The sequence below is a fragment of the Chitinophaga sedimenti genome (assembly GCF_023156195.1).
GTDB classification, from domain to species: domain Bacteria; phylum Bacteroidota; class Bacteroidia; order Chitinophagales; family Chitinophagaceae; genus Chitinophaga; species Chitinophaga sedimenti.
This window is the reverse complement of sequence record NZ_JAKUKA010000001.1, coordinates 4647427-4661317: the sequence shown is the minus strand read 5'-3', so window position 1 is coordinate 4661317 and position 13891 is coordinate 4647427. Positions and strand designations below refer to the sequence as shown.

Here is a 13891-nt window from a genome sequence, read left to right as displayed (position 1 = left end):
CCGGAGCGTTTTTCTTTACGGCACGCCAAAAAAAGCCAGGAGAAGACTCTCCCGGCTCATCAAAAATAAAAATTACACTACGAGGGCTGTAAAGTGTTACGCTACTTTACAGCGGTGGTGTTAAGAAGACCAGGGAAAATCCCCCGGTCCGGCGCTAAAACAACCACACTACTAAAACCAATCTGCACTAACAGCATCTAAAGATTCATATGTTTTTACGTACCGCCCAGTAATAGAAAATGGGGAATACGAGTAATGTAAAGAGCGTGGCGGATACCAGGCCGCCAATGATCACGATCGCCAGCGGTTTCTGCGATTCCGAGCCGATGCCGGTGCTCATAGCGGCTGGTGTAAGACCTAAAGCGGCCATCAGCGCGGTCATGATTACTGGTCTGGTCCTGGTCTTTACGCCTTCGAAAATGGCTTTCACCAAATCCATGCGTTGTTTCAGGTTATTGTGGAATTCCGAAATGAGGATCACACCGTTTTGTACGCAGATGCCGAACAACGCAATGAAGCCTACACCCGCAGAGATCCCGAAGTTCATGCCGGCCAGGTGTAAGGCCAGTATGCCGCCGATGAGCGCGAAGGGCACATTGGCCAATACCAGCGAGGCGTCGCCGATATTGCCGAACATGATGAACAGCAATACGAAAATCATGATTAGGCTGATGGGTACTACTTGTCCGAGGCGGGAAGTGGCACGTACCTGGTTTTCGAATTCGCCCGTCCAGCCAATGCTGTAGCCCGATGGCAGGTCGATGTTCTTTTGTACGCGCGCCTGTGCTTCGGCAATGGTGCTGCCCAGGTCACGGTCGCGGATGGAGAACTTGATACCGATGAAACGTTTGGTGTTGTCCCGGTAAATGAACGCAGGGCCGGTTACTTTCGACAGGTCGGAGATTTCTTTCAGCGGGATGTTTTCGCCACGTACCGTGGGTACGCGGAGCTGCATGATGTCGTCTTCGTTTTTACGGTATTCCTTTTCGTAACGGATGCGCACCGGGAACTTGCGCTCCCCTTCGTACTTCTCCGTTGCTGTTTTACCGCCGATCGCCATTTCGATGATGCTCTGCGCATCTGCCTTCTGTACGCCGTAAATAGCCATCTTTTCCTCGTCAAGTGATACGCTGATCTCGGGCTGACCAATGTTACGGAGGATGCCCAGGTCCTTAATACCTTCGATATCCTTTACTTCGGCCATTACCTTGTTCGCGAGCTCGTCCAGCTTAGCCAGGTCATCGCCATATATTTTGATACCGTTGCTCGCCTTAAAGCCGGCTACGGCTTCGGCCACATTATCGCTCACCGGTTGAGAGTAGTTGTACAGGATACCCTGGTACTGCCCCAGTTTTTTATCCATCTCGCCAATCAGTTCATCTACCGTGATTTTGCGCGTCCACTCCTCTTTCGGCTTCAGATCCACCTGGAATTGCAGGAAGTAAAAACCATTTGGATCGGTACCGTCATTGGAGCGACCTGTTTGTGACAACACATTACTCACTTCCGGGAACGACTGCAAATCGCGGCGTAGTGTTTTGGCCATGTTTACGCTTTCCGGCAGCGATAAACTCATAGGCAGTTCGGCGGTCACCCACAACGCGCCTTCGTTCAGCTGTGGCAGAAACTCTGTACCGAGCCAGCGTGTAGAGAACAGCGAAAGGGCGAGTACGCCGATAGAAATGAGTACACTGGCGCGTTTATGTTTAAAGGTGACAGCGAAACCACCTCCTACAATGCGGTTAAAAAGTTCACGAAAGGATTGTTCTTTTCGCGCACATTCTTCCGCAGCAGGATAGATACCAATACAGGTACTAATGTCAGTGTGAATAATAAGGCGCCCAGCAGTGCAAAGCCCAGCGTCCACGCCAGCGGCGAAAACATTTTGCCTTCTACCTTCTGGAAAGCGAAGATGGGCAGCAGGGCGGAAATAATAATCAACTTAGAGAAGAATACTGCTTTACCCAAACCCGCGCCGGTGCGTTTGATCAGCCCCAGTTTAGACAGTTTGTTGAAGCGCTCCATGCCATACTTGTGCGCACGGTGGTCCAGCGCCACAAACAGGCCTTCCACCATCACCACGGCGCCATCAATGATGATCCCGAAGTCTACCGCCCCCAACGATAATAAGTTGGCGCTCATGCCTTTTATTTTCAGACACATGAAAGCGAAGAGCAGTGCAAGCGGAATAATAATAGACACGGTGAGCGTGGTACGCCAGTCGGCCATGAAGATGAATACGATCACTGTTACGAAGATGATGCCTTCCACGAGGTTATGCATCACCGTATGGGTGCAGTACATGAGGTTGTCGCGGTCGTAGAACATTTCCATTTTCACATCGTGCGGCAGTACCTTGGCATTGATTTCTGTGATTTTGCTTTTTACACGGGCCAGTACTTCTGCCGGGTTTTCATCCTTGCGCATCACGATGATGCCTTCCACCACGTCGTCCTGGTCGTTCAGGCCCACCTGTCCTACACGCGTAGCGCTCGACTCCATGACGGTAGCGATATTTTTCACCAGCACCGGGTTGTCATTATAAGTCGCTACGATGGTATTTTCGATATCGCGGGTGGTGTTGAGCAAGCCTAAGCCACGCACTACATAAGCCTGACCGGCTTTCTCGATCACGTCGCCGCCCACGTTCAGGTTGGCTTTGGTCACCGCTTCATATACCTGCAGCGGGGTGAGTGAATACTTCTGGATCTTTACCGGGTCTACAGATATCTCGTAAATCTTTTCCTGTCCGCCAAAGGCGACGATATCGGCCACTCCGGGTACTGCGCGCAGCTGACGGTCGATCACCCAGTTCTGCAGCGTTAACAATTCACGGGTGTCCCGTTTTTCACTCTTTAAGATGTAGCGGTAAATTTCGCCGGTAGGACCGTAGGGCGGCTGAACATCGGGCTCTACCTCTTCCGGAAGCTGCACGTTGTGCAACAGGTTGTTTACCTGCTGTCGTGCGAAAAAATCTTCCACATCATCTTCAAAAATAATTTTGATTACAGATAAGCCGAACATGGTGACACTGCGTACACTGGTCTTCTTTTGCACGGCGTTCATCGCTATTTCGATAGGCGTGGTCACAAACCGTTCCACCTCCTCCGCACTGCGCCCGTTCCATTCGGTTACCACGGTGATCTGCGTATTGGTTACATCAGGGAAAGCTTCCAGCGGAATGTTCAGGTAGCTGATCCAGCCGGCGATAGCCAGCAGTGCGGTGGCGAAGAAAACGAACAGTTTATTGCGGAGCGAAAAGCCGATGATATTCTTGATGAATTTGTTCATGTTAGTCGTTTAATGCGTCATACACCATCATTCCGTTCCGGGAAATCACTTTTTCGTTCTCCTGCAGTCCTTCGGCGATATAAGTAACGTCGCCTACCTGGCTGTAAACCTTTACCTGCCGCGTTTCGATGTTGTTGCGGTCCTTAAATACCATCGTCCAGTTTTTGCTTTTATCAAAGATGATGGAGGAAGAAGGAACGGCTACCAGCTTTTGTTTTTCAGAAAAGCGGAGGGTTACAGAGGCGCTCATTTCCGGCTTCAGCAGCAGATCTTTGTTAGGGATACGTACCAATACCTTCATGGCTTTGGTATCCGGATCAATCGCATTGAATATCCGGTCTACCTTGCCATGAAAGGTTTTGCCCTCGTAGCTCATAGTATTGACATCCGCCTCATAACCCACGGCCACACGCGAAATGTCGGTTTCGTTCACATTCGCCAGTACCCACACCTCGTCAATTTGAGCGATGGAGAATAACGCATCGGTTTTGTCACTGCGTAATGCTTCGTTCTGGTTGATGTTTTTCGATACAATAAATCCGCTGATCGGCGCCGTGATGTCGAGGACAGAGCCATTTTTCAGGCTATAGATGTGGTATATTTCATTAATGCGGGTCTGTTCGGCTTTCGCTTTATCCAGTTCCCGGGCGGCCGCCGTAACATCTTTTTCTGAATTCAGTTTGCCTTCGAACAGTTCCTGGGCTACCTGGTAATTCTTTTCGGCGAGTGCCACATCGGCATTAGCATCCAGTTGCTGGCGCTGAAAGTCGGCTACTTCACCGCTTCGTACCACGGCCAGTACCTGGCCCTGTTTTACATAATCTCCCAGCTCCACGTTAATTTTCATCACGTTGCCGCCCACGAGCGGATATACCTGGGCCAGCCGGTTATTGTCGGCGGCTACTTTGCCAAATAACTTCAGTTCGTTGCGTACGTCCGACAGCTGCGCAATAGCAAATTCGCAGCGGGCCATCATACTGTCGCTCAGTGAAAAGCTCCAGTTGGCCTCTTCGTGCTTCACGCTCTGTTTGCAGCTGGTGGCCAGTGCGGCCAGCAGTGCGGTGCATAAAAGGTATCTCATATTCTGACTAGTAAACATTGGTAGCGGTTACATAATTAATTTGTGCAGCGGCAGCGGCCAGCTGGTTCTTCACCCGTTCAAACTCCGTGAGCGATTCGTTATACGATTCCGGGAAGTCCACGAACTCGAGAATGGTAATGTTGCGGCGGAGAAAGTTGGCATTGATACCTTTTAACACCTCATCAAAATCGTTGGTGTACAGATCTTTTACTTTGATGTATTCCTTCATGCTGCGCGACATATGCTGCCAGGCTGCAAATACTTCCGCGCGCACTTCCGATTCTTTTTGTTTGCTGTAAACAGCCGTGGCTTTCAGTCCCGCCTCGGCCGCGCGGATGTTGCCTTTGTTCCGGTCCCACAGCGGCAGTGGGATGCCGAATGTGGTCATGTATTGGTTGCGCCAGGCGTTACCCTGCTGGTCGTAACTGAACCCAAGGTTCAGGTCGGGCACGCGTTGCCGTTTCTCCAGGCTCAGTTGCAATTGCGCCAGTGATTGCTGCCCTTTGGTGAGCTGTACATCCGGACGATGTTCCATCGCCAGCCGGAACAGCTGCTCCGTATCGGCCAGCTGCAACAACTTATCAAAAGCTTCCGGCGCTATCACGGGGTGAATAAGGGACGGTCTTTGTAATAACAGTTGCAGGTTTTGTAAAGCGTCCACTTCCTGTGCCGCCATTTCGGAGCGGTCGTTATTAATTTTCAGGTAAACAGATTTGAGGCGCACTACTTCCTGCAGAGGAAGATTACCCTTATCCGCCTGTTCACCAAACCGTTTAATGAGGGTGTCGAGCGCCGATAACTGGCGGTCGTAGTTCGCGATCACGTGTTGTTGCTGGTAGAGCGACAGCAGGTTGTTATGCAGTTGTTGGCGCAGTCCGCGTAATAATTCGCCCAGCTCGGCCGCAGCCAGCTCCTTGTTTTGCCTGGCGATGGCGATAGATGTTTTTCGTTTGCCGCCGAGCAGCAGTAATTGATCAAAGGAAAAAACCTTTTCACCGTTTTGGCCCAACAGGAACGGTTTGCGGTTGTCGGTATCCCAGGTATGGAGTTCTGCACTGATTTGCGGGTTGGGATAGGCTTTGGCCTGAATGATCAGCGCTTCCTGCGCGCTGATGTTGTACTGCTCGGCCAGCAGTAACAGGTTTTCTTTCAGAAAGATGCTGTCGGCCTGTTCCGGCGTTACCGAAAGTGGCGCCTGGCCCATAGTGGTGAAAGGCGCCGCCAGCAGCATGATATACGGCAAATATTTCATCCCGCAATATTGGCGAGAACGGACTTAAGATTTGCTTAATATGGATAAAGATCTCCTTAATGCGGGAGGCGGAGGGTAAAACAGTTCATCCCGTCGTCCACAGAATAGCGGATATCGGCCGCGTGCAAATGCAGGATGCGCGACACCATCACAAGGCCCAGTCCAAGCCCGCTGCGGTTACGGCTGTTGTTTCCGCGGAAGAAGTAACCGAACAGGAAGGGTTGCTCGGCCGGTGTTAAGGTATCGCCATTATTGCGGATACGGACGATCAGCTGACCGTCCTGCCGGCTCAGGCGGATTTGTGCAGCCCCGTCGGCGGCATAGTCCACGGCATTTTTGAGCAGATTGTAGAAGGCGAGCTTCAGCATACGCGGATTGCCGGGTACTTCCAGGTCGTCGGTGCTTTCGATGTTGGCGCCCATGTCTATTTCAAAGCGGCTGTGCGGGTATAATACCTGTAACTCGTCCGTGCATTCGAACAGCAGCTCGTCGATATGTGCGACGCCAGGGAAGGTTTGCGGCGTGGCGTTCTCATAACGCGATATTTCAATAAGAGTATTGATCATGGCCGCCAGCTGCATCAGTCCCTCTTTTTGGAATTCGAGGCGCTGCCGTTGCACTTCGGGCGCCTCGTCGTGCAGGCCGCGTTCGATATTGGCCATCAGCACGGCGATCGGTTTTAACTCGTGCGATACGTGCTGGATAAAGTTCTTCTGGTAGGCAAATGCCTCGTCCACGCGACTAAGCATATCATTGAAACCATCGGTAAGTGAGTTGATTTCTTCTGTATTGTCATCAACGACGACCTTTGCCAGGTTGGGCGCGGAAATACGGCGTACCTGCCGGGTGAGCTGGGTAATCGGTGCTGTAATTTGCTTTGATAAAAAGAGGGTGGCGACAAACGACAGGGCCAGTGAAATAATAAAGATGATCAGCAGCAGCCAGCCCAGGAACCGGAGGCTTTCGCGGCCGGCGCGGTCGTACGCTTTGCCAATCGCAAAGTATTTCTTGCCGTTATAATAGATCGTGTGGGCTACCACATCGAATTCATCTTCGCTTTCTGTCACTTCCTTTCTTCCCTTGTCCCGCAATTCCCGCAGCAGGCCGCGTGCATAGGGGATTTTGGCATCGTCTATACTGGTGTAAATGTTTTTGCCGGTACTGTCGAACAGTAATATTTTTTCATCATGAAGAGAATAGATCGTGGTTTCGTCGAAATTATCGATCAGGCTTTTGTCGATGCGTTCTGCTGTGGTTAACAGTTTGAGCACCGTCATATTCAGGTCTTTGATACGTTGATAGAACTCCTGCTGCCGGTTGAGCGAAGATACATAGTACACGCTGCTCAGCGTAAGACCGAGTATCAAAATAAAGAAGAAGGAAAATGACCGCAGTATCTTTTTACGAAGCTTCATGAGACGTGGTGCTGATGTAGTACCCGAATCCGAAGCGGGTATGAATGAGTTTTACCGGCTGGTTTTTATCGATCTTATTCCTGAGGGAATTGATGAAAACCTCGATAGTATTGGTATTTACCTCTACAGAAGTGCCCCAGATGGCGCTGATCAGTTCTTTTTTGGAGACAGGTTGACCGGGCGCAGCCGCCAACATAGACAGGATATTGAATTCGCGGCCGGTGAGGTGAAGTGTTTGTCCCGCGCGGCTCACCTGTTTTTTATCGGTATCAATTTCTAAGGTATCGATAGTAATGACTTTGGGCGTAGCGCCCGCCGCGCCGCCGCGTTTCAGCAGGGCTTTGATGCGGGCAAGCAGTTCGCGGAAATAGAAGGGTTTGGTGAGATAATCATCGGCCCCACTATCGAACCCGTCGAGTTTGTCGTCTACCTCACCAAATGCGGTGAGCATGATCACGGGGGTGGGTATACCGGCATTGCGGATGCTGCGGCAAACTTCGTAGCCGTTTTTACCGGGTACATTAATATCGAGGATAATGCAGTCGAATGACTGACGAAGTGCGGTTTTTTCCGCCATCAGGCCGTCATACCGCACTTCCACCTGGAAGCCCTCCCGTTCCAGTTGGGCCCTGATGTCGGCCGCGAGATTGGCGTCGTCTTCGAGTAGGAGCAGTTGATGCATGGCCGTGAAATTACGATTTATGAGGGAAATGGGTTTCGGCGGGAAAAATGGCAAATCCGGCGACGCTGCTAACCTGGTTCGGTCGAAATACCAGTCGCCACCGTATATTTTTAAAGACATGGTGCTCAGCACCTTGCAAATTGCCGGCGAAATTTAGTCACAATACATCAAAATAGTGTTAATTTTGTGAATTATTGTTTGCGAAAAGGCTTGATTCTGAACAAGTTTACACATACATCCAACTCCCCCAAACTAATTATTTTGACCATAACTGTGCCAAGACCGCCAGGTCGTGCATGACAGCGCGCGGGTATTTTTCAACTTGTTGAATGACACATAGACCTATGCAACTTTTCAAACTATCCGCCATCACCGGGCGGTGCACTTTCCGGATATCCCGGGATGTTTTTTCAATCCATATACCTCATTTAAACGGAAGCCGATGAAGCAATTTCTACTCCTGTTATTAACTGTAATCACCTGTTCACAGGCATTTGCTCAATCCGAAATAGTGGAACGTGTTCCCGAGTCCGTTCAGGATGTAAACACGAACCGCGCACCCAACGGCACTACTTCGCACCGGGCCATTCGTGGCATTATGTTGCTGAAGGCGTCGGAACTAACGAATATTCCAACGAGCAAACAAATATCGCAGATCAGTTTTGTATACCAGAGCGGCACCAATACGCCAGCCGACGGTACGTTGCGGTTTTACCTGCAGAACAGTACAGATGCGGCGATGACGAAAACCGGTACCTGGAGCGCCGACGTGGCCGGCATGACGCTGGTATACGATGGCGCTTACAACATACCCGACGGCGCCGGCGCGGCAGAGGCGCCCTTCCTGCTGTCGAACGCGTTTTCTTATAACGGCGGAAGTGTGTATGTGGCGTATGAATACATCGGCAACACCTTTGCCACCACCCCCGCGAATTACAGTGTGAATACCACTTTCGCCAGCAGCATCCGCACGGGTACGAATCCCACAGATGCCACACCACCGGCTTCACTGAGTGGTACGGCCAGTGCACGGCCACAGTTGTTATTCGGTTTTGAGAATCCTTACACGAACGAAGTGAAGATGAACAGCATGCTGTTGGGCCGTTCGATCGAAAATAAATTCTTCTTCCCCGGTAATACGGTGCGGGTAGCGGTAGAGAACAGGGGCACGCAGGACCGTACTAATCTGCCGGTGACGGTAACAGTATCCGGCGCCAATCCTTTCAGTACCACGCAAACAGTTCCTTCGCTGCCTGCAGGCGAAACTACCGTAGTTACCTTCAACAACCTGCCCACGAACGTGAGCGGCACGCAAACAGTAACGGCTACATTGCCTTCCGATGATAATCCCGCGAACAATAGCAAATCGGCCACGCAAACGGTCGACTGTTCCAGCATGCAGTATTACGAACCGATTTCGAGTCCCGATGCAGTGGGATACGGTGCTGGGCCTGGCATCGTAGCCGCGAGATTCGGTGCGCCGGCGACTACACCGGTATTGGTGAAAGGTGTAAACATCCGCCTGTCGGCCGATGTAAGTGCCCCGGGTAATGAGATTTATGGCGTATTGATGGACAAGGACGGTATCGTGTTAGATCGTACAGATGATTACACAATTGCTACCGCGGATATCGGCACCAATAAACATTTTGAATTCTTGTCTCCCACACAGGTGCCGGCTGGCGAGCTCTTTTACCTGGGTATCGGGCAAAAGACCAGCGGCCCCGCCTACACGCCGTTTTATACTTACAACGCCGTTAACGTAGCGTTTCAGCCCATCTACCTGATTATGGAAAACGGCTCGCTCATTACCCCGATTTCCAATAAAGGGGTAGTGGGTATCGAGGCTTTGGTGGATGGATTACCTGTTACCCTTACCACTTCGGCCAGCGAAATATGTTCGGGCTTGCCGGTAACGTTAAATGCAGTATCGGGTTTTGCTTACCCGACTTTTGAATTCAAATCCGGCACGACCGTGTTACAAAGCACGGCAGCCACTACTTATAATTATTCGCCTACGGCAGATGCCCGTGGTAGTATCCGGTATATACAATGGTTGTCCCGTTGTATCAGCCCCGGCATCCATTACCGTGAAGCCTTCGCCGACAGTGGCCGCCATTACCGGCGCAGCTACCCTTTGCGGCAATGCAAGTACGCAACTGGCTACCACTGCCACCGGAGGTGTATGGAGCAGCAGCGATGAAGCAATTGCCACCGTTGATCAAAGCGGCCTGGTAACCGGCGTTGCCGGTGGTCCGGGAGGAGCCGTAGTGATCAGCTACAGCGTAACGGCCAATGGCTGTACAGGCGCAGCTACTCACAACCTGAATGTAAACACACCGGGCGTTATCAGTCCAACTACAGGAACAACGGATGTTTGCATCGGTGGTACGATTACCCTGGCGAACGCCACGCCCGATGGCGTATGGAGCAGCAGCGACGTAAACGTGGCAACAGTTAGTAATGGTGTGATCACCACCGTCGCGGCGGGAACCGCCACTATTTCCTATACCGTAACCGATGTTAATGGCTGTTCGGGTGCGGCGGATGCAGTTGTAACCGTGCATGCCCTGCCTGCCGCTCCGGTGATTGCCGGCAGTACCGGGGTGTGCGAAAGTGAGCAGATCACTTTGAGCAGCGTCACCACCGGTGGTATATGGTCTGTTGATAATACCGCCATCGCCACTGTTGGTGCGGCTAATGGCACTGTGACCGGTGTAACGCCGGGCAGCGCGTTGATTACTTATACGATTACCGACCAATATGCCTGTTCAAATGCAGGTACTTATAATATTACCGTTAATCCGGCTGCTACCGTAGCTGCCATTACCGGCGCGAACAGCGTATGTGTGAACAGCAGTATTGTACTGGCTAATACCACCGGCGGTGGCACCTGGAGTAGCGGTGATGCAACCATTGCACTGGTGAACGCGACTACCGGTGAAGTAACCGGCGTGGCGGAAGGTGCGGCAACTGTCAGCTACATGGTGACCAATGCCAGCGGTTGTGCAGCTACCGCTACTTTTGTAGTGAATGTTCGCGCACTGCCTGTAGTTCCGGCGATCACCGGTACCAATAGCATCTGCATCGGCACCAGTACCACCCTAGCAAATATGGTGAGCGGCGGTGTTTGGAGCAGCGATGATGCGCCTGTTGCCACCGTGGATGCCACCACAGGCGAAGTAACCGGCATCAGCGCAGGAACGGCGACTATTAATTATACTTATACCAACGCGAACGGTTGCGCCACTACCCGCACTTTTGATATGGAGGTAAATACAGCGGTTACCGTTCCTGCCTTTACCGGCGGCAACAGCGTATGCGTGGGCGGTGTACTGGACCTGGATAATACGGTAACCGGCGGTGTGTGGACATCCGACAACACTGCGGCAGCTACTGTGAATGCGGCAACCGGCCAGGTAACCGGCATCAGCGGCGGCACCACGAATATTACGTATACCCTCACCGTGGCCACTGGTTGTTCCGGCAGCTATACCGCCGCCATCACAGTTAACGCATTACCGGCTACACCGGTAATTGCCGGCACTAACGAAGTATGCGTGGGTGGCACCATCACCCTGAACGGCGATGTAGCCGGCACCGGGAGCAGCGGTAGTAATGCGATTGCTACGGTAAGTGCGGCAGGTGTGGTAACCGGCGTAAGCGCAGGTAGCACATCTATTATATTAACGGTTACAAATGCAAACGGCTGTACCAACAACGCCAGTTATAGTATTACAGTAAAAGCCAAGCCAGGTATCGGCGCCATCACCGGCGGTTCGGTCGTTTGTGAGGGCGAAGTGTTGTACCTCGGCAATGCCGCAAGTGGTGGTGTATGGACATCCGATAATAACAGTGTCGCGACCGTGAGCACTTCCGGCGTGGTAAGCGGCCTGGCGAACGGTACTGCCAATATTACTTACACGGTCACTGGCGGAGGGTGCTCCAATACAGCCGGCAATGTGGTGACTGTAAACCAGACGCCCGTTGTTCCAGCCATCGGCGGCGCTACTGCCGTATGCGAGGGGCAACCATCAACCTGACCAATACTTTGGCAGGTGGCGTATGGAGCAGCAGCAACACGGCTATTGCGACAGTATCCGGTACCGGCGTTGTAACGGGCATCGCAGCTGGCGCAGCGACCATTACCTACACTGTAACCAATGGTTCCGGCTGTAGTGCGGCACAGCAGGTAACAATTAATGTGAACGCGTTACCGGCGGTAAGTATCACCAGTGGCGTCAACGCGGTGTGTACCGGGTCGAATGTAACAATGACAGCTACCCCGGCTGGCGGTACCGGAGCAGTGGTAATACGTCAATCGTTAGCGTGTCTAATACCGGCGTGGTAACAGGTGTGACTGCCGGTTCAACCAGCATCACTTATACGGTAACGAGCGGTAATTGCGCCAGCAGCCAGCAGGTCGCCGTAACGGTAAATGCAGCACCTTCCGCTGGTACGATCAGCGGAGGTAACAGCGTTTGCCAAAACGGTACCCTCACCCTGAACAGCAGTGTCGCGGGCGGCACATGGTCCAGCGACAATAGCGCTGTGGCTTCGGTGAACAATGGCATAGTAACCGGCTTATCTGTGGGCACCGCGAAAATTACTTACACCGTAAATAGCAGTGGTTGCAGTGGTATTTCCGAAGTAACGGTGAGCGTACGCGCAGTCCCTGTGCTAAATGCAATTGCCGGCGCCAGCACGATTTGTGCGGGCAGCAGTGCTACCTTAACGAATAATACGGCAGGCGGTACCGGGTCATCCGACCAACCGGCGGTTGCCTCCGTGAATACTGCCGGTCTCGTTACCGGCGTAACCGCAGGTAATGCTATCATTACTTACACGTTGACGAACGCAGACAATTGTGCTGCGAGCACCACACATCCGCTGACCGTAAGCGCAGCCCCTGCCGCCGTAACTTTCACCGGTGGTGATAAGGTGTGCGTAGGCGCATCGCTAACGCTTACGCCTTCTGTAGCAGGTGGTACCTGGTCTACTTCTAATGCGGCCGTGGCCAACGTGGTGAATGGAACCGTGACAGGCATAACTGCCGGCACGGTAATAATTAGTTATTCTGCAACGACCAGCGGCGGTTGTATTACTTCCGGCACACAAACGGTGGTGGTGCATCCATTGCCTTCGGCCGGTACTATTACCGGAACGGCTAACGTGTGCATGGGTGGCGAAGCACAATTGACAGCATCTGTGGCGGGCGGTGCCTGGAGCAGTAATAATATCAATGTAGCTTATATAAATACATCCGGAATGGTGAGCGGGGTCGCTGCAGGTAACGCAACGATCCGCTATACGGTGAGCAGCAATGGCTGCAGCAACACCGCCGAATTTGCCGTGGTGGTAAATAACACGGTCGCAGCAGGTGCGATTACCGGTCCTGATAATGTATGTGCCGGGAGCAATATTCAACTGGGGCACGCGACCGCGGGTGGTACCTGGAGCAGCTCGAATAGTGCACTGGCAACCGTAAGTACTGGTGGCCTGGTAACTGGCGTGGCAGCCGGTACTGTACAGGTAATGTATACGATGACGGGCAGCGGCGGTTGTGCAACTACCACGAGTCATAATGTAACGGTGAACGCATTGCCTTCCGTGGAGATCACGAACATCGACAGTGTTTGCCTGGCGGACGGTAAGGTAACGCTTACGGCGAACCTCAGTGGTGGTACCTGGAGCGGCGAAGGGGTGAGCGGGAACGAATGGAGCTTCGGCAGCCTGGGTGCAGGATCAAGCTTAATTACCTACACCTATACTAACAGTAATGGTTGTACGGCCACGGCCACCAAAGCCATCCGCCGCGTAGATTGTCGTGGAATAGATGTGCGTCCGGGCGTACTGGCTTCGCTGGACCTGATGCCAAACCCGGCCACGAATTTCATCAAACTGAAAATAAATGTGGAAACCGGTGCTGGTTTGTGGACGGTGCAGATTACCAATGTATCCGGCATTAAACGGGTTACCTATAGGACGGACCTGGTGATCGGTGCAAACGAAAAAGTAATAGATATCAGTAATCTGCCGCAGGGCATTTACTTCCTGACCGTGCAGCATGGTGATAGGTTCGAAACACGAACATTTATTAAAGCAAGATAAAACGAAAGGGCTGACCAAAAAGTAATGGTCAGCCCTAATTTATTCGGGTACCTGATGGT

The 13891-nt window shown here is 52.2% G+C and carries 11 protein-coding genes; 5 read left to right on the top strand and 6 right to left on the bottom strand.

Annotation, left to right across the window (positions count from 1 at the left end):
- Positions 1-205 precede the first annotated feature (205 nt).
- Genes MKQ70_RS39645 through MKQ70_RS26530 form a run of 6 tightly spaced genes read right to left on the bottom strand, consistent with a single transcriptional unit; the run spans position 206 to position 7721 of the window.
- Positions 206-1678, bottom strand: coding sequence for an efflux RND transporter permease subunit (locus tag MKQ70_RS39645; protein WP_308199541.1), 1473 nt, complete (start codon positions 1676-1678; stop codon positions 206-208).
- 53 nt (positions 1679-1731) lie between these two features.
- A complete protein-coding gene (locus tag MKQ70_RS39640) occupies positions 1732-3291 on the bottom strand; it encodes an efflux RND transporter permease subunit (RefSeq protein ID WP_282456739.1) in 1560 nt (519 codons plus the stop codon).
- Between the two features lies 1 nt (position 3292).
- On the bottom strand, positions 3293-4372 hold the full coding sequence (locus MKQ70_RS26545; RefSeq protein ID WP_248075617.1) for an efflux RND transporter periplasmic adaptor subunit: 1080 nt from the start codon (positions 4370-4372) through the stop codon (positions 3293-3295).
- Positions 4373-4379: 7 nt separating this feature from the next.
- Complete coding sequence (locus MKQ70_RS26540) at positions 4380-5624, bottom strand: TolC family protein (protein WP_248075616.1); 1245 nt, start codon at positions 5622-5624, stop codon at positions 4380-4382.
- 56 nt (positions 5625-5680) lie between these two features.
- Entirely contained in the window at positions 5681-7039 is a 1359-nt protein-coding gene (locus tag MKQ70_RS26535) for a sensor histidine kinase (protein ID WP_248075614.1), read from the bottom strand.
- Positions 7026-7721, bottom strand: coding sequence for a response regulator transcription factor (locus MKQ70_RS26530; protein WP_248075613.1), 696 nt, complete (start codon positions 7719-7721; stop codon positions 7026-7028). The genes MKQ70_RS26535 and MKQ70_RS26530 overlap by 14 nt, the downstream gene beginning before the upstream one ends.
- A gap of 19 nt (positions 7722-7740) precedes the next feature.
- On the opposite strand from MKQ70_RS26530, the gene MKQ70_RS26525 reads away from it, so the two are divergent.
- The 5 genes from MKQ70_RS26525 to MKQ70_RS41530 all read left to right on the top strand — a co-directional run bounded on the left by MKQ70_RS26525 (position 7741) and on the right by MKQ70_RS41530 (position 13832).
- Entirely contained in the window at positions 7741-7878 is a 138-nt protein-coding gene (locus MKQ70_RS26525) for a hypothetical protein (RefSeq protein WP_248075612.1), read from the top strand.
- Positions 7879-8163: 285 nt separating this feature from the next.
- On the top strand, positions 8164-9924 hold the full coding sequence (locus MKQ70_RS41535; RefSeq protein ID WP_248075610.1) for a CARDB domain-containing protein: 1761 nt from the start codon (positions 8164-8166) through the stop codon (positions 9922-9924).
- Positions 9812-11764: a beta strand repeat-containing protein gene (locus MKQ70_RS26515; RefSeq protein WP_248081676.1), complete on the top strand. Its 1953-nt coding sequence runs from the start codon at positions 9812-9814 to the stop codon at positions 11762-11764. The genes MKQ70_RS41535 and MKQ70_RS26515 overlap by 113 nt, the downstream gene beginning before the upstream one ends.
- Entirely contained in the window at positions 11740-12072 is a 333-nt protein-coding gene (locus tag MKQ70_RS26510; protein WP_248075608.1) for an Ig-like domain-containing protein, read from the top strand. The genes MKQ70_RS26515 and MKQ70_RS26510 overlap by 25 nt, the downstream gene beginning before the upstream one ends.
- Complete coding sequence (locus tag MKQ70_RS41530; RefSeq protein WP_248075606.1) at positions 12051-13832, top strand: T9SS type A sorting domain-containing protein; 1782 nt, start codon at positions 12051-12053, stop codon at positions 13830-13832. The genes MKQ70_RS26510 and MKQ70_RS41530 overlap by 22 nt, the downstream gene beginning before the upstream one ends.
- The last annotated feature ends 59 nt before the right edge of the window (positions 13833-13891 follow it).